Genomic DNA, 17845 nt, shown 5'->3' on the forward strand with positions numbered 1-17845 from the left:
CTCACACTTTCCGTCGGATCTTCAGGGCCCGCTCGGGCTCCAGCCGTCCCAGGAGCACGTCCGCGGCGCCGCGCAGATTGCCGCGCAGCCGGCCGCGCCGGTCGATGAACGGCTCGGGGGCCGCGAAGCGCGTCACGTTGCTGAGAACGTTGCGGGTAATCTGGCCGAAGACTTGAGACAGGGTCATCGTGCCCTTGCGCAGCATGTATAGCGGGTTGACAATCTGCGAATAGCCGAGCCGATCGCCGGAGATGCGGCCGCCTTTCACGCCCATATGGACGCCGCGGGCCTCCATGCATTTGACGAGCCGGCCGCCTCGGGCCGCCAGGGCCGCGCCGAAATCGCGGTCCTCGAGCCAGCCGTACAGGACGAGCCGCTCGTCGAAGCGCAGCGTGCCGATGGCCGAGCGACGGAACGCCATGTTGCAGCCGTACGGGCTGAAGGCCTCGATGGGCGCCGCCGGCTCGACCGGAGCCAGCGCGGCGAGCATCCGGTCGACCTCGGTGAAGCGCAGTCCGGGCCCCTTGATGCCGTCCGCGACGACGTCGCCCGTCAGGCCGACGATGTCCGGCTCGTCTTCGAAGCGCTGCGCGGCTGCCGCGAGCCAGCCGGCCTCGGGGACGAAGTCATCGTCGAAGAAGACCACGATATCGATCGCCTCGGGCAGCGCGGCGAGGGCGGCATTTCTCTGAGTGGCGAGGCCGGGACGCCCCGTGATCACCGTCACGCCGGGCCACGCGGCCGCCTCGCCGGCATCGTCCGGGGTGACGCAGGAGATCAGGATGGCGGCGGGCTTCAGGGTCTGCCGATCCAGGATCCGCCGCAGCGTGCCGGTCACCACCTCGGGACGGCCCAGCGTCGCGATGGCGACGGCGATGCTGGGCGGAGATGGCGGTGCTGCGGATCGCGCGGCAGGGCGCGCGGCGGGGCGCGCGGTCGGCCGCACCTTCGGCGCCCGCATGAGATCGAGGTAGCCCTGCGCCGAAGCCTCCCACGAGAAGAGGGCGGCCTGATCGCGACCGCGGCCGATCAGGTCCGATCGCAGGTCCGGGCTCGCGGCCAGGGCGCGGATCTGGTCGAGCCAGCGTTCCGGCCGGTCCGGCGGAGCGAGCAGGGCCGCCGACCCGCAGATCTCCGGCAAACTCGCGCGGTCGGTCGAGACGACGGGGCAGCCGCGTGCCATCGCCTCCAGCGCCGGAAGCCCGAACCCCTCCGTGAGGGAGGGGAAGGCCAGGCACAGGGCGCGCTCCATCAGGTAGGCGAGGTCGTGGTCGGTGACGAAGCCGAGGTGGCGGACATTCTCGCCGCGCCGCAGGTCCTCGGCGGCGTAGATGGTCGCCTGGCCGCCCGCCACCACGAGGTCGAGCCCGAGTTCGCCCAAGGCGGGCGCCAGTTTGAGCAGCAGATCGAGGTTCTTGTGGCGGGCGCGGGACCCGAGGGCCAGCACGAAGGGGCGCTCCAGGCCGTCGGCGTCCCGGTCCAGGGCCGCCGGCGCCCGGACGGCCTGTCGCGGATCCCAGGCGTGCACGTGCTCGTGCCCGTTCGGGAGCACGACGATGTCGGAGGCTCTCACCGAGAGATGGTTGGCGATCTGTCCGGCCGAGAAGCTCGAGACGGTGGCGATCCGCGCGGCACGGCGCGCCAGAAGCGGCTGGAGCGTCCTGTAGAAGGTCCGGAACGACGCGCTGTAGCTCTCCGGCGCGTTGAACACGTTCGCGTCGTGGATGCAGACGACCTGATCGGCCTTCAGCGCGGGGGCGGTGTTGCAGAGGTTGAGCAATCGGCCGGGCCAGGCGCGCGGCAGGACGAATTGCTCCCAGGCATGCCCACCCGCCGGTCCGACGGTGCGGAGCGGCGTGCCTGCGAGACGGGGATCCTCCGCGTCCGGCACGGACAGCAAGGGGGCGCTCTCGCCACGAGCGGTCAGGGCCGCGCTCAGCGCCCGGGTGACGTTCATCGCGTAGCGCTGAACCCCGGTCATCGGCTGGGTGAGGAACCGACCGTTGATTCCGAACGATCCGACTGCCGTCATGCTGTCGCTCTACTCCTGTCGGAGCCCCGATTCGCGGATCGAATACGAGAACAAGAGTGTTCCACCTTTCGCGTGGGCGGCGCGGTCGGACCCGCGATCCCAGGAGCCGGGATCGCGCATGACCCCGCGCGTGCGCAGAATTCGTGTACGTAATAGAGGCAAAAATCCGGGACGCTAATTATTTTATAGGCAGCATTCTGATTCTCGACAGGAAAATCCAAGTTCAGTAGCCGAGGCCCGAACGCTGCATTCGACGACACGGAGAGACCTCAGTTCGCGCCAGAGGCCTGCCGGCGCCACAGGGGCGGCTCCGCGCGCGCCTCGGGCGCGGGCTCGCGGCGGCGGACGAGACGGGACGTGGCCTCCCTTCGAAGGGCGCGACCGGCGTAGACGGCCTCGATCACGGGAAGCAGGAACCGGCCGGCCCGCGGGAAGAAGCGGAGAAGCGCGCCCTCGCGCCAGAGACTGTCGCGGATCTGCTGCGCGGGTCGGGCCGGCCGCGGTGTGGCGTACTGCGCGCTCAGCTCGACGCGTCCGAAATCGCGGGATCTGCCGCCGAGACTCAAGGTCGAGACGGTCCGGTCATCCGGCCAGATGATTGCCTTCTTCAGGGCCGCCCAAGCCCGCGCCGCGTCGTCCGGGATCGCCGCGACGCTCTCGGAGCGAAGATCGTCGATGTGGGCCAGAACGCCGGTGAAGAGGTCCGGCCGCGTCGATGCGATCCGCGCCTCCCAGCCGTCGTCCTGAAGATTGGCCCGCGGCGGCGATCCCGGGACGGCCTGGGCGAAGGTGCGGACGCTCGGCAGGTCCGGTTCCAGGCAGGCCTCGATCAGGTGCCAGAAGCGCAGCACCGACGTGCGCGCGTCCCAGGGCTTGTACCAGTCGCTCTCGACACTCAGGCCGAACGTGCGGCGGAAATGCGGTGTGGCGAGGCGCTTGTAGTTGCAGCGGGCGAGCTGGAGCCCTGACCACGTCCGCTCCGGCAGGCCCTCCTGAAGCATGCGGACCGTGCTGCCGTAGAGCCCGGTATCGACCAGCACGCAGTGGCGCGCCGGGCCGGCGCAGGCCTCGAGATGCGTGCGGAAACGGGCATCCTGTTGGGCGACCGCGGCGTGAAGGCGGGCCACGCCGGGCTGGTTGCCGGACAGCAGCGCGGTGAAAGCCCCCTCCTCGAAGGGCTCATCCCAGGACGCCGGAAGGGCCAGATCGTCGCGTTGCGCCAGCGCCGCCGCGATCTCCGCCATCGACCGGCCGCTGAACTCCCGACCGAGTTCGGAGAGCATGCCGGGGCTCGGCGGATCGAAGGCGGTGCGGGCGGCCACGAGGCGCGAGACCATCAGGGCCGCGCGCGGGAGGTTCTGTGGCAGGCCGGTTCGCTGGAGGAAGCGCTCGTAGACGAGTTGCAGGCGCAGGCCACCCCGGGCGCAGAACAGGAGGACGGTCCTGTCCGGCGCGAGGAAGCGTTCCGCGAGCCAGAGGCGCAGGCAGAACTCGGCGAGGATCGGGCCCAGCACGCGCTGGCCGAACGCGACCGCGTCGTCGCCCGCGTCGTCGCCCGCGGGGCCGCGTGCGGCGTCGGTCGCGCTCACGGCCCGATCCTCCTGGCCCCGCTGCGGGCGGCACCGATCCAGTGCCGGTGCATCACGCGAGCGCGGACGGCATCGAGGCGGCGACGCAGCACCACGTGGCGCGGCCGGAGCAGTTGTGCCGTCCTCAGGCCCGCGGCGGCGGCCATCGTCACGTCCGCCAGCGTGTCATCGCCGAGGTGGAGGATCTCGGCGGGGGGCACTTTCTCGCTCCGGAGAACGACATCGAAGAGCGCCCGTGTCCGCTTGGTCGCGTCGTGGTCGGCACTGGTGTAGATGCGCGCGATGGGATGGTCGGGAGCCAGCGCGTTCAGCAGATGCGCGATCGTCTCGCCGCGGTGGTACGTATCGCTCACCGCGATGATCCTGCCCCCGGCCCGCGCCCGGCCCCTCAGCCACGTCATCAGCCGGGTGTTCGCGCGCAACTGGGCGCGTTCGACCGTGATCTCGGCCCGATACAGGATATCCGCGGCCCGATCATCGAGACCGAGGACGCGCGTCATGGCCGCGAGCATGTCGGCGAAGCGCACGTCGCCCGAGGGATTGGCCAAGTCGAGCGCCCGGTAGGCCGCTCGCTGCACCTCCAGGCGCGCGGCGTAGATCGCGCCCGGACGGCGCACCACGCCGTGCTCCGCCGCGAGCAGCTGCGACGCGACGGCCGCGATCTCGTGGAAGCGGCAGCGCTCGGACCGGTGATCGCGCAGGAGCAGCGTGTCGAAGACGTCGCAGGATACGATACGGGCTGCCGTCTCGGGTAGGTGCATGATGGCTAGATCTCTCCCGATCGATGGCGATCGAACCTGATGCCTGCCCGCCGGGCCGCGTCCGGCGGATCCCTTCTGCAATGACGGTGCCGTGACGGCACCACGCTGCGCGCGATGTCCATCCTCCAACGAGTATAGCAACAATCTGTCCCGTCCGACATCAATGAAGGCGTGCTGCTACGGCCATAAGAATTGACGAGGCGACCGCGCACCCCCCGAAAAGGCGGGTTGATCGGCCCGACCGAGGGGGAATTTCCGGGAAAGGGGGCCTTAGTGGAGCTTGGGGGCGCCCAACAAGACCGCCGTTCGGAGTAGGTCCGGGAGATCAAAGGTACGACCGCCCGCGCTGGGAGGGCGGTCGGCGCCGTCGGCCGCGACGGATCGACCGACAGGCTCGACTTGCCTGGATGTCACCTCGATCTCGCGCCTCATCCGGGGTTCAACACGTTCCTGGAAGCCCGGCCCGGGCCGGAAAGGGATGGACCTCGATCGATTCTCGATCACGGAGAATTGACTATTGTCATCGAGACAACGTGAAATGCTGAGCTCGTCAGCGATAAATCCGGCAATTATACTTGGATTGTGGCTGCGTCTTCATGTATCGATTGTGGATCTCGGCGGGATGCCGTGCTAGCCAACATCCTGTTGAGCGCTCGAGACAGTGAGAGACGGGAGCGCGGAGCGACGAGCGAGAAAGACGTCTGTCGTGGTCAAGGATCCTAAGCTCGCAGTCATTATTACATGCTTCAACTACGAAAGTTTTGTCGATAAAGCGATTCAGAGTGTCGTCGACCAGCACAACGACTCTTGTGAGATCGTCGTGATAGACGATGGATCGACGGATGACTCATGGTCGATTATCCAGCGGTCCGGCGTCGCGGCATTCCGGATTCCGAACGGCGGTCAGAGGGCGGCCTGCCTGTATGGATTGGCCAAGACTTCTGCCCCGTTTCTGCTCTTTCTCGACGCGGACGACGAGCTTCTGCCGGGTGCTCTCGACCGTATTCTCGCGGAACTAGATCCGACTGTCGCCAAACTTCAGTTCTGTCTGAGATGCGTCGACTCGGCGGGGGCGATCCTGGCGGACCCATACCCCGCTCTCGGCGCGTTCCGCGGGCAGGACAGGACTGTCGGCGACATCCTGCGCTCAGGCGTCTACCAGACGCCGCCCACGTCCGGGAATGTCTTCCGCCGCGATGTCTGCGATCTGCTCCATCAATGCGCGTACGACCAAGCTGTCGATGGCGTGATCCTGTTGGCTGCCCCGTTCATGGGCGAGATCGTCAGCCTTTCCGAAAGTCTCGGGCTCTACCGTGTCCATGGCCGCAATGACGCCGGTCTGGGCCGCGTCCCGCAGGCGGCCACCGTCGAGCGGGATCTTCAGCGTTTCCAGTCACGTCTGAGGCATCTGCGCGGTCTTCTTCACGACTGGCGTCCCGGGATCTCCCTCGTCGAGCCAGAGCAGACATACTATTTTCAGTTCCTCGAGTTCTGCATGGCGATCCTCCGGGGTGTCCGGTACGGTGGCAGGCCGTTCCTGGGCCTGATCAGATCTGTCCTGATCGAGCCGCGTTCCCTGAAGTGGAAAATGGCGAATGCGCTCTTCGTAGTCGCGACGTTTCTCGCGCCCGTTCGCTGTGCGCAGGCATTGCTCGCCTTCCGCTTCTCGCCCAAGCGCCGGCCGGTCCGACAGATCCTGCGCGCCACGATCGGTGCGGGGCATTGTTGAAAATCAGTAATGCGCCGGATTTTTCTGTTGCGCCCGGTCGCGCTTTTACACCTAGATGGCTCCGGAATATGTGGCGGCTCTCCTGTTCGGCCAGGGTCGTATCTCCCGCCTAATCAGCGCCGCGGCTTGCATGGAGTCCAGCGCAGGCCGGGGCTCGGATCCGACACGAGCGCTCGTAAGTCATGCGTATTCTCCATCTGCTGAATCACACGCGCCGACTGAACGGCCATGTCCACGCGGCCGTCGATCTCGCGTGCCAACAGGCGCAGGCCGGACACCGGGTCGCGATTGCCAGTCAGGGTGGGGATTTCGATGCGCTGCTCCGGTCCAACGGCGTCGAGTCGATCTTCGCGAGCCACGCGCGCACGCCGGCCCGGATCCTGACGTCGTTCCTCGGATGTGGCGGTGTGCTCCGGCGTTGGCGTCCCGATGTCGTCCACGCCCATATGATGACCAGCGCCGTGCTGGCTTGGCCGACCTGCAAGCTGCTGCGCGTTCCCCTCGTGACGACCGTCCACAATGAGTTCGAGAAGGGTGCCGTCCTCATGGGCCTTGGGACCAGGGTCATCGCTGTGAGCGGCGCGGTCGCCGCGTCGATGCGGAAGCGCGGCATCGCGGCTTCCCGCATCGACGTCGTGCTCAACGGGACCATCGGCTCAGCCCGCATGCGCGGTCGGTCCGAGGAACCGCAGGCTCTGGATCATCCCGCCATCGTCTTCGTCGGAGGCCTGCATCCCCGGAAGGGATTGCCCGATCTGCTGCAGGCCTTCGACAAGGCGTTCCCCCACAATCGCGCCATGCGGCTCTACGTCGTCGGCGGCGGTCCTCACCGGGACGCCTACGAGCAGACCGCGCGCACGCTGGCCTGCGCGGATGCCATTACCTTCGCCGGGCCGCGGGACGATCCGTACCGCTGGATGCTGGGCGCCGACATCTTCGTGCTCCCGTCCCACGCCGATCCGGCACCGCTCGTGCTCTCCGAAGCCCGGGAGGCGGGCTGCGCGATCGTCGGCACCGACGTCGACGGGATTCCCGAGCTGCTCGACGGGGGAAGGGCGGGCATTCTGGTCCCGGCAAACGATCCGGACAAGCTTGCGCAGGCGCTGATCACGCTCACGACCGATCCGAGCGCCCTGGGCGCTTTGAGAGCGAAGAGCCAGATCAACTTGGATCACCTGCGGATCGCACGGGTGGCCGACGAGACCTTGACCGTCTATCGGCGCGCTGCCGGCCTCGCGGGGTGATGCGCGTCCCGGTGCGCGGAACCCGGACACGGCTCCCACAACGCACCGCGGGCGCGGCTCGATCGCAAGCTGACCAAATTAGCTAGATTGATGCCGCCGCCGGATGCTGGTTCAGGACTGCCTTGCAGAGCGTGTCAGGATCGGAATCGCCATGTTGCTCAGATCCGGATCCATGTCGTGACCACGAGGCACGACGTCGTTCCGGGCCGGTGTGGCGCCGGTCAGTCCTCCGTGGGACACGTTCATGCTCGCCTCTAAGACGCTGCGCGGCGCCGGATGGAGTGTCGCCGCGCGGATCTCCGCGCGCGCGATCGATCTCGGCACGCTGCTCGTCCTCGCACGGATCCTGTCGCCCGCCGATTTCGGCCTGACGGCCATCGCCGCGTCCCTGATCTCGATCGTCGAGATGATCCTCGAGATCCCGCTGGTTCAGGCCCTGTTGCGTCTGCAGAAGATCGAGAAGTCGCATCTGGATACTGCATTCACGCTGGGCCTTCTCCGGGGCGGGGTCATCGCCGTCCTGATGATGGCCGCCGCTTGGCCGGTCGCCCACATCTACGACGACGTCCGACTGATCCCCATCACGCTCGCGCTCGCCTCGGCCCCGATCGCGCGAAGCCTCTACAGCCCGGCCATGGTACACCTGTTCCGCAAGATCGACTTCCGTGCGTCGTTTCTCGCGGATTTTTCCGGAAAAGTGGCCGCGGCCCTGATCTCGATCGGGTCTCTCTACTTGGGAGCCGGCTACTGGGCCCTGGTGATCAACCCGGCTGCATCCGCGATCCTGCCGACCATCCTGTCCTACGTGCTGGCGCCTTACCGACCGGGGCTCTCCCTGGCGCGCCTGAGTGCCTTCTCGGCGTTCACAGGTTGGTTCACATCCTCACAGATCCTCGCTGCCTTCAGTTGGCAGTTCGATCGCATGTTCCTCGGTTACCACGTCGACAAGGCCGTACTCGGCCGCTACGGGGTGGCGAGCGATTTCTCCGTCCTCCCGACCCAGAGCGTCATCGGTCCGGCTATGCGGCCGGTCATGGCCGCGTTCGCGACGATGGCCGATGACCGCCTCCGCTTACGAGCCGCCTTCCTGAAGGCGGCTCGACTCACGATGATCATCGCGCTCCCGGCTGGCGTGGGCATCGCACTGACCGCCGACCAGATCGTGAGCGTCATCCTCGGTGCGCAATGGATTTCCGCGGCGCCCTATCTGCGATGGCTGTCGCTGGCCGTCATGTTCACCGCCTATTACCAACCTGTCTCAACGCTCTGCCTCGCGATGGACGAGCCGAACGTGATGCTCAAGATCACGCTCCTCGAGTCGGTGGCGAAGGTCTTGAGCATGACACTGGGATTCTATCTCGGCGGCGTGATGATGATGATCTACGCGCGCCTTGCCGCGGCCCTGTTTCACTTCCTGATCAGCGCGATCTACGCGCGGCGTCTCGTCGGTGCCGGTGTGGCGGGGCAGATCCGTAATCTCTGGCAGATTGGCCTCTCGTGCGCGGCGATGGCGGCCGCCGTCCTCGCGCTGCGGGCCGCCTTGAGCCGCCTGGATATCGGCTCGGCCGGGCTTCTCGCGGCCCTGATCCTCGGCGGCGCGGCGGCTTACGGCGTGAGCATGCTGCTGCTCGGCTTTCGCCTGCGGACCCTGCATCCATGAGGCCGGTCGCGCGAGGGCCAGCGGCGAAGAACGCAGAACTTACAGCCGCCATCGGGCTGATCCACGAGATTGCGGAGGGTATAATTCTGGCCGCGCTCACTTCAACGGCTCGGATGAGCAGCGGCCGCAAGACAGACCTCGGGTCGTTAAATCTTGGCTAACTTGGCGGCGTCTGCTACCTTTCGATGTGGCCCTCGGGATTCTGTGCTACGGATACCGTAGGGCGATCGCAGCGCGCAGACTTATACTCAAGATTTGGCTCTGGTCGGGGAGAATTTGATGCGTCTGCGTCTAGTTGCGGCGGCGTGCGTCCTGCTGTTCGGCAGCCCGCACGCGAATGCGGCCGCCGACGAAGCCGGTCGATATCTGCTCGGCCCTCAGGATCATCTGACGATCCGCGTCTATGATTTGCGTCGCAACACCGGCGAAGCGTACTCGTGGACGGCACTGAACGGTCAGTTCGTCGTTGCAGCGGACGGAACCGTGTCCATGCCACTGATCGGCCAGATCAAGGCGGCGGGCGGCACGCCGATCGATCTCGCGAACGCCATCGGTGTCGCTCTGAAACAGGTCGCCGATCTCGCGGAGAAGCCCGCGGCATCGGTCGAAGTCGCGACCTACCGTCCCTTCTACATCATCGGTGCGGTCCAGCAGCCCGGCAAGTACGAGTATCAACCCGGCCTGACCGTACTACAGGCCGTCAGCACGGCTCAGGGACTGATGCGCGGCACCGACCCCCGCAGTATCCAGCGCGACGCGGTCACAACGCGCGGCGAGTTGCGAAATCTGGCCGCGGAGCGGGTCGCCTTGGCCGCCAAGCTGGCGCGTCTCGAAGCGGAGGTCGGCGGCGCGGAGACGATCGCGTTCGGCGGCGAGCTGAAAGGCACGGTGGACAGGATATACGCGGAGCAGGCCGTCCGCGGTGAGCAACTACTGTTCGACACGCGTCGGAACGCGCTGAAGGCCGAGATCAAGTCGATTGAACAGTCGATCGCCAGCTTTCAAAATGAAATGAGCACGCTCGATAATAAGTCCAAAACGCTGGACCGCCAGATCGAGCTCAGTCGCGGTGAGCTCGGCCTGATCAACGATCTGGTCTCGAAGGGGCTCACGATCGCGCCGCGCAAGCTGGCTGCGGAGCAGAGTCAGGCGTCGTTCGAGAGCAGCCGACTCGACGTGCAGGTCGCCATGCTGCGCGCTCAGCAGAGCCTCACGCGCGCCGAGCGCGACATCATCGACCTCAAGGCCCGGTTCCGCCGCGAAGCTCTGTCGGAGGCAGCGGATGCCCGTCAGAAGCTCGCCTCGATCGACGAGAAGGCGCGGACAGCCGAGCGGCTCGCGGCCGATGCCGAGTCTCAGATGGTCGGCAGCACCGACGACGCGGCAGAAGCCGTGAGCGCGCGCTACGAGATTACCCGGAAGCAGGGGGTGAAGGCGGGCACATGGCTCGCCTCCGAGGAGGCCGTCGTCGAGCCCGGCGACGTCGTGCGGGTGACGCTCGTGCGCCAGCCGGCCGACAAGGCCGGGGAGACGCGGCCGTCCCCGTCGCCGCGGCCCGGATCATCGGGCGCTCCGGTGAGCCGCGGTCCGGCCGCTTCGGATGCGCCACTGCGGCCAACCGAGAGTGCGAATCGCTGAGATGGTCGATGCGTGCGCGTCGCATCGATCCGGGCGGTGACCAGACGACGCGATCGCCCGATCCCGGCCCGGCACGACCGCCGGGGGTGCCGGTGCGTCGCCTGAGTGCCACCGCCGCTCCGCCGTCGATCATGCCTGGATCAGCCTGACATGAGCTTCGAACCAATAGGCGCCATCGCGGTCGTCATCGGCCTGTTCTGTCTGCTGTTCGGCAGGGAATCGGTGGTGATCGCCTTCGTGGTGTTCTGCAATCTCGGCTCGGCCGCGGCACTCCTGCTGGGCGGCGCCAACGTGCAGCCGGCGCATCTCTTCCTCGTGTTCCTGATGATCGCGACACTGTTCCATCGCAACATCTCGACACAGGTCCTGAGTTCGTTCCGCCTACCTGAACCGGGTTTCTGGCTTCTCTGTCTCACTCTCTACGGGGTGGCGAGCAGCTACATCCTGCCGCGGCTCTTCGCGGGGCAGACCTATATCGTGCCGCTGGGAACGTCGTCACACCTGATCACGAGCGACGGCGTCGTTCCCCTGGGACCAGTATCCAGCAATTTCACGCAGCCGATCTATCTCATCGGTGATCTGGTCTGTTTCAGTATCATCACCGCTTTCGGATCCTCGAAGAACGGGATTGAGACGCTCGCGAAGGCGCTCATCCTCTACGCGGCTGCCAACATATGTTTCGGTATCATCGACGTGCTCACGGCGGCAACGGGCACGCAGGAGGCCCTGCAATTCATTCGCAACGCTCAGTACACGTTCCACGACGAGGAGAGTGTCGGCAGTATGCGGCGGATCATCGGGGCTTGGCCGGAGGCGTCGGCCTTCGCGGGAATGACACTGGGAGGTTGCGGGTTCACGGGCATGCTGTGGCTCTGTGGCCGCAAGCCCTTGGTGACGGGACCTCTGGCGTTGATCTCGCTGTTGTTCGTGATCCTGTCGACATCCTCGACTGGCCTGGTCGGCGCCGCGGTGCTGATCCCGATGCTCTACACGATCGCGTTGCTGCGATGCAGCACGCGTCGTCAGGACCGCTTCAGCGCCTGGCTGGTGGTCGCGGGTCCGTTGGTCGCCTGCGTCCTCGTGCTCCTGGCCTTCTCGGTCGGCGGCGTGGCTGAGCGCGTCTACGATTACGTCGATACGCTTGTCCTGAGCAAAGCCGAGACGAGTTCGGGTGTTCAGCGTTCGGCCTGGAACGCCTATGCGTGGCGGAACTTCATCGACTCGAACGGCCTGGGCGTCGGCCTCGGAACCAATCGCACATCGAGCTTTCCGCTCGCGGTGCTGTCGAATGTCGGGATTCCCGGAGCCGTCTTCTACGTGCTTTTCCTGGCGTCGGTGTTCGGATTTCGGCGCGGAGCGCCGCGGACCTACGCGAGCGACATCCGTGCTGCTGGCCGCGTCGCCTGCCTGTCCCTTCTCCCTGGCAGCCTCATCGCGGGCCCGACCGTCGATCAGGGCTTGATATTCTACATCTTCGCCGCCACCGCCTGCGCCTATCCCGCACGTCATCCAGTCGGGCGTATCGGTGTCTCCGCAACTCCGATCGAGCCGGCCGCGGTCGCGATACGGTCGCGGCTCGCCGAACCGGCTCGCCATTCGGCTCAGAACGTATCACTCGGCACGTGAGGGCGGCCCCGGAGGCCGATGGCCGGACCGAGGGCCGGGCGTTGCTGCCGTCCGGCACCGGGAACTGCCGCTCCGTGTTCCGCTCCGGGAGCAAAACCACGGACCGCGCCGTCGCGCCGCGACGGCCGTGCAGGGAGCTCGGAAACGGCCCGGGGGCGCGGGAGACGCTCAAGGTATGCTGGGTGGATCCACTGCCTCGAAGCCATTGATCAAATGGCTCATGGGACATCTGTCGTTTTCGTTGTTGACTTTACCCTGCTGAAGGGCGGCCAATGCTGCCTCTGTCGGCCGCAAGGCGCGGAGCGCCTGTCCGCTCGTTCAGAACGGGGACAGATCCATAGTGCGATCGTCAGGCGATGTTTCGGTCCGCGCGCATAGTGTGTTTGCAAATTCTGCTCAGTTAACGGTAGTCATGACTGGGTTCCGAACTGATCCTATGGTATCGATCCGCAACTTCCGATCTGATTCGAGTGTCGGCGATGATCATCGTGCTCGGCGCGGCCGACCATCATGCTCCGGCATCGTCCTCCATCGCCTGACGCCGTGGCCGATGCAAAGCGAATCATGACCGTTTCTTCAGCCTTCGATTGTCATGGGCACTCGGGAGACGAGATTTTCGATGCGATCGTGTTAGGGGCCGGTATTACAGGCCTCGTATCGGCTTCAATTCTTCACGATCTCGGCTGTCGAAATATTGCCGTCATCGACGAATTCGAAAATATCGGCGGCAATCATATCGACCGATCCATCAATGGATATACATTCGACATCGGAAGTCTAATATTTCAGGACGATTCGCCGCTGCTGAAGTATTTTCCGGAGTTGCTGGAACATTACGTTCCGATCAAGCCGACGTGGGGAAAGCTGACACCCCAGGCTTTCGTCACCTCGTACCCGCTGTCGATCCGGGACGACATCGTCCGGGCCGGTCCATGGGGCATCTTCAGGATCGTGCTATCGGCCGCTTTCTCGCGCGTGGCGCGGCGCAGAATCGGAAATGCGCGGGAGTTTGCTCGCTACTGGATCGGTGATTATCTGCTCAGAAGGTCCGGCCTCGAGAGCTACATGAAGCGGTTCTTCGGCGTTCCGGCCGACTGGGTCGATCTGGAATTCGCCGAGAAGCGGATGCTCTGGATCAAGGAGCACGCCAGCCCGCGCGTCTTGTTGCGCTATGTCCGCCGGCATCGCGCGCCGGGTCCGACCAACAGGCAGTTGGCGCGACCCCGCGAAGGCTTCAATGCCCTCTACGAAGTGGCCGCCCGGACCCTGCGGCAGCGCGGTTCGGTCTTTCATCTGGGCGAGCGGATCGAATCGATCACACGGCGCGGGACGCAATTCGATGTCCGCACCGGTGGCCGCCGTTTGACCGCCCAGCGACTCATCTCGACGATCCCCATTGCGCGGACGTTGGCCCTCTGCGGAGTCCGAGAGGATCCCGGTCTCGCCTCGGTAACGCTGATCAGCCTGTATTTCAGCTTCGACGGGAATCGCGGCTTCGACTGTTCGATCCTCTACAACTTCGCGCATGACGGCGCTTGGAAGCGGCTCACGATGTATTCCGATTTCTACGGTCGGGTGGAGGGGCGCGAGTATTTTGGAGTCGAGGTCATCGCTGGCCACGCGAACGATTCCGTGACGATCGCCGAGCAGGATTTTCGGGCACATGTCGCCAAGAACGGGCTCTTCGCCGGTGATCTGGTTTGTGAGGGCAGCCAAGTGGTGCCCTGTGCCTATCCCATCTACACCGGGCAGGCCCATCAGCGGGTGTCGCGCGCGCTCGCCCAACTCGCCGACTTCGGGATCGAGTCGTTCGGACGACAGGGCGGTTTCGACTACCAGCCGACGGCCCGTGTTTCGACGCTCAACGCGGCGGCTCACCTGATGCCGACAAGAACATCGGACGCTTAGTCGAGTCGATTCGGCCGGCGGGCGCCGCGCGCCGCCCTCTGAGACCGGGGCCTCCCCCGCCTCGGTCGTGACCTCGGCGGTTCGGCGAGGAGGCCGGGGCCGCCGACGCGGGGCCGTCTCACTGGACCAGATAGGCGCGGCCCGGCTCACGCGGAGGACGAGGGGCCGCCAAGCGCTCGCGCGCGAGGACCCCGTCGACGAAACGGCTGATCTCGTCCGCGAAGCGGCCGACACCGAAGTCGGCTGCGCGCCGGACGAGGCGCTCTGGCTCCACCCCGATCGCCCGACAGCGCTGGACGGCATCGATCAGCGCGTCGACGGACTGCTCGTGGAAGAAGGTGCCGGTCACGCCGTCGATGACCGTCTCGGTGACACCACCCTTGCCGAACGCGACGACCGGCCGTCCGCTCGCCATGGCCTCGACCGGGACGATGCCGAAATCCTCTTCTCCGGGGAAGATCAGGGCTTGGCACCGTGCGTAGTGGTGTTTCAGGACCTCGAAGGGCTGCGGACCGAGGATCTTGATGTGCGGACCGGCCATGCTGCGCAGTTCACGCAGCATCTCGCCGCCGCCGATCACCACGAGGGGCTGCCCCAACCGGTTGAAGGCCTGGATCGCCAGTTCCGGCCGCTTGTAGCGGACCATTTCGCCGACCATCAGATGGTAGTCACCGCGCTGGCCATCCGGAGCGATCTCGAAGGCCGCCGTGTCCACGGGCGGATGGATGACCTTGGCTTGGCGTCGATAGTAGGTCTCGATGCGTCGCGCGACCGTGTCCGAGTTGGCGATGAACTCGTGGACCCGGCCCGCCGAGACCGCGTCCCAGTTGCGCACGTAATGGGCCACCGGCGGCATCAGCAGGCGCGTGAGCAGCCCCGTCCGCTCGCGATAATCGTGGTACATGTTCCAGACGTACCGCATCGGTGAGTGACAGTAACAGATATGAAGCGCGTCGGATGGCGGGATGATCCCCTTCGCCGGACCCGATTCGCTGCTGATGATCAGATCGTATCCCCGCAGATCGAGCTGCTCGAGGGCCATCGGCATCAGGGGCAGATAGGATTTGTATCGGCTGGTCGCGAACGGCAATCGGCCGATGAACGAGGTCCTGACCCGGTGCGCCCTGATGGTCGGCGACATGGATTGCGGGGCGTAGGCGTGCGTGAAGATGTCGGCTTCCGGATAGAGGTCGCAGAGCGCCTCGACGACCTTCTCGCCGCCGCGCATCCCGATGAGCCAGTAATGGACGATCGCGACTCTCATCGCTCGGAACCTGCTTCCCCGATCGCCGCGCAGCTCTCACCGAGTCGCCCGGTGGATGTCCGATCGGTCGCTGGCAGGCAGCTGCTCCACAGGCAAGGGACCATGATTGCGCTATTCTCAGTCTTGATCGGAAACGTGCGCCTTCGGCTGGACCTGTGTGGTTCGAGCCTCGGGAGCCGCGGGGATTGATGACTTTCAGACGGGATCGACGGGTCTCACGCCATCCGCTGCGGATGGACGTTGCAGGCAGGCCTGGCCGACTTGGCGGGTATGCTCCGGGGCCGCATCAGGCTCTGCGCTCCCACCAGTCGGCCGAACAGGCGCAGACCACCCGGCGTGCCGCGCCACCCGGCACTCTGTTCTCTCTCGGCGCATGCATCATGAGTGGCCCCAATCCGTACTGGCTCCGGCATTGTGGCCGCTCCTGCACGTTGGATGCCGCTTAGCCATCCGCAGGATACTGAGTTCGCCCATCCGGGTCACGCTGCGGAACCCGCCGCCATAGGGATTAGTCCCGCGGCATCGCAATAGGGCCGCGCACGCACGGTCCGTCGCGGCGCGGCGGCCGATGCCACCGATCCGGCACGCGTCTCATCCCGCGACCGCGCCTGAGGTACTGTATCGGAAGTCCATCCCTAGAGCGCGCCCCGCACCTTGTCATGATTGCCCTCGGCGCGAAATTGATTTCGTCGCGCCATTCAGCAACATCCCGGCGATCGCCGCCGCAGCGACCTCCCGGAATGCCTGCGGCGGGACGTCCGGACATTGCACCGCGATCCCATGCGCGAGCGTCCCGGTCCGGACGGGTGGCCCGCGCGCGCGGGAGAAGCACAGAGCTGCAAGTGGCTCAGCTCTCGACCATCAACCGTGGGAACGCGCGGCATTCCTCGGGCCGGACGAACGCAGTGCACAATGATGGGTGAGCATCCGGCCAAGGTCGGTGTCTCGTGACATTGCTTGGATTGCGGCATCGAGGCGGATTCGTGGCCGGGTCGAGAGGCAGAGGCCCGGTGCCACTGTGCTTCATCCTGCGGGATCGAAATCTATTCTTGCATTTTTGGGCGGAAAATATACTGGCATTTAGGGTACGGTTAAGCTTGAAACAGGCGCGATGATTTGATATCCCGTCGTTAACAATTGATTAACCGTTGCTGCGCCTGGCGGCCACCTGCCGTCACGAGGAGCCAGAACATGCTGCGCGACGTCGGCCCACCGCTTCAGCCTGCCTTGCGTGCGCCGCAGTACGGTGTCGAGCTGGCGGACCAAGTGGGCGATGCCGCGGAGGCTGTCGCGGAGGCCGTTCTGCCAACGGCGCCGTTCGTGGCGCGCGGTCTGCGGTTGGGTTGGGCGGCCAAGCGCGGGCTCGACATCACGGTGGCGGCCACGGCCCTCTTCCTCTTGCTGCCGTTGCTGATCCTGATCGCCGCTCTCGTGTATGCCGGTGATCGCAAGGCGCCGATCTTCCGCCACATGCGGGTGGGCCGGGACGGTCGCCGCTTCGGGTGCCTGAAGTTCCGCTCCATGGTGACGAATGGCGACGCTGTTCTGGCGGCCCATCTGGCCGCCAATCCTCTGGCCCGGGCCGAGTGGGCGGCGACGCACAAGCTCAGCGACGACCCGCGCGTCACCGCCGTCGGCTACGTGCTGCGCAAGACCTCGCTCGACGAGCTGCCGCAGCTCTGGAATGTGCTGCGCGGCGAGATGAGCTTGGTCGGTCCGCGCCCGATCGTGCCGGCCGAAGTCGCCCGCTACGGGCGGGCATTCCCCACCTGTTTCGCCGTGCCGCCGGGCGTGACGGGGCTGTGGCAGGTCTCGGGCCGCTCCGACACGACCTATGCCGAGCGCGTCGCGCTGGATCTGGACTATGCCACCCGGTGGACCTTGCACCGGGATCTCGCCATCATGCTGCGCACGGTTCCCGCGGTTCTGGCGCAGCGCGGGAGCCGATGAGGCGCGGGTGGTCCCCGAGCCGCCCCGCGCCGGGGCACGGCGTGCTCTGGCCCTGCGCGACGGCGCAGCACGAACCGCGCTCCCAGATCCGGTTCGGGGCAGCACTTTGCTGGTCCGACAGATGAGGGCCGGATCGGATTGTGGCGGGTTCCAGCGATGACCGAACGAGACCCGTACCGGCACGAGGATCCGATCTGGTACGATCGGATCGAGGCCGATGAGCCGCCTGGCGTGATCCTCGATCTGCTGGCGCACGTGTTCGTGCCGATCGTGGCGGCTCTCGGTGCGGTGCGAGCGCTCTACTGGCTACCGACTCGACTGTGGTGCCGGGCCGCGCGCTCGATCCTGCGCGATCGGACCACCGCTGCGAAGCGGCTCTGAGTCGAGCGCAGCATCGTCACAGTGAAGCGTTCGCCGGGCTCGAGCGGCCTGTCGTGATACGTC

The 17845-nt window shown here is 66.2% G+C and carries 12 protein-coding genes; 8 read left to right on the forward strand and 4 right to left on the reverse strand.

Annotation, left to right across the window (positions count from 1 at the left end; all coding sequences use genetic code 11):
- Position 1 precedes the first annotated feature (1 nt).
- From BM419_RS24325 to BM419_RS24335, 3 genes are all read right to left on the reverse strand, one after another.
- A complete protein-coding gene (locus BM419_RS24325; RefSeq protein ID WP_091927909.1) occupies positions 2–2032 on the reverse strand; it encodes a glycosyltransferase in 2031 nt (676 codons plus the stop codon).
- Positions 2033–2301: 269 nt separating this feature from the next.
- Complete coding sequence (locus BM419_RS24330; RefSeq protein WP_056524842.1) at positions 2302–3621, reverse strand: rhodanese-like domain-containing protein; 1320 nt, start codon at positions 3619–3621, stop codon at positions 2302–2304.
- Entirely contained in the window at positions 3618–4463 is an 846-nt protein-coding gene (locus tag BM419_RS24335) for a hydrolase (RefSeq protein WP_244539983.1), read from the reverse strand. Before BM419_RS24335 ends, BM419_RS24330 begins: the two co-directional genes overlap by 4 nt.
- A gap of 625 nt (positions 4464–5088) precedes the next feature.
- Here BM419_RS24335 and BM419_RS24340 point away from each other — a divergent pair.
- The 6 genes from BM419_RS24340 (at position 5089) to BM419_RS24365 (ending at position 14187) form a co-directional block, all read left to right on the forward strand.
- Complete coding sequence (locus BM419_RS24340) at positions 5089–6111, forward strand: glycosyltransferase family 2 protein (RefSeq protein ID WP_091927911.1); 1023 nt, start codon at positions 5089–5091, stop codon at positions 6109–6111.
- Positions 6112–6293: 182 nt separating this feature from the next.
- The gene (locus BM419_RS24345; RefSeq protein WP_091927912.1) at positions 6294–7355 is read left to right on the forward strand and encodes a glycosyltransferase family 4 protein; all 1062 of its coding nucleotides are present in this window, start codon (positions 6294–6296) and stop codon (positions 7353–7355) included.
- 244 nt (positions 7356–7599) lie between these two features.
- A complete protein-coding gene (locus BM419_RS24350) occupies positions 7600–9015 on the forward strand; it encodes a lipopolysaccharide biosynthesis protein (protein ID WP_091927913.1) in 1416 nt (471 codons plus the stop codon).
- A 279-nt stretch (positions 9016–9294) separates the two neighbouring features.
- A complete protein-coding gene (locus tag BM419_RS24355; RefSeq protein ID WP_091675635.1) occupies positions 9295–10653 on the forward strand; it encodes a polysaccharide biosynthesis/export family protein in 1359 nt (452 codons plus the stop codon).
- A 150-nt stretch (positions 10654–10803) separates the two neighbouring features.
- Positions 10804–12279, forward strand: coding sequence for an O-antigen ligase family protein (locus BM419_RS24360; protein ID WP_056524859.1), 1476 nt, complete (start codon positions 10804–10806; stop codon positions 12277–12279).
- 564 nt (positions 12280–12843) lie between these two features.
- Positions 12844–14187: an FAD-dependent oxidoreductase gene (locus BM419_RS24365; protein ID WP_091927914.1), complete on the forward strand. Its 1344-nt coding sequence runs from the start codon at positions 12844–12846 to the stop codon at positions 14185–14187.
- Positions 14188–14305: 118 nt separating this feature from the next.
- Here BM419_RS24365 and BM419_RS24370 read toward each other — a convergent pair whose 3' ends face one another.
- Positions 14306–15451, reverse strand: coding sequence for a glycosyltransferase (locus tag BM419_RS24370; RefSeq protein WP_091927915.1), 1146 nt, complete (start codon positions 15449–15451; stop codon positions 14306–14308).
- Between the two features lie 1191 nt (positions 15452–16642).
- Between BM419_RS24370 and BM419_RS24375 the strand changes: the two genes are divergently transcribed.
- Both BM419_RS24375 and BM419_RS24380 read left to right on the forward strand, forming a co-directional pair.
- On the forward strand, positions 16643–17401 hold the full coding sequence (locus BM419_RS24375; RefSeq protein WP_020091236.1) for a sugar transferase: 759 nt from the start codon (positions 16643–16645) through the stop codon (positions 17399–17401).
- A gap of 156 nt (positions 17402–17557) precedes the next feature.
- Positions 17558–17782 (forward strand): hypothetical protein, encoded by a 225-nt coding sequence (locus BM419_RS24380; RefSeq protein WP_091927916.1) that lies wholly within the window; start codon positions 17558–17560, stop codon positions 17780–17782.
- The last annotated feature ends 63 nt before the right edge of the window (positions 17783–17845 follow it).

Source organism: Methylobacterium sp. yr668 (assembly GCF_900116245.1).
Classification (GTDB): Bacteria; Pseudomonadota; Alphaproteobacteria; order Rhizobiales; family Beijerinckiaceae; genus Methylobacterium.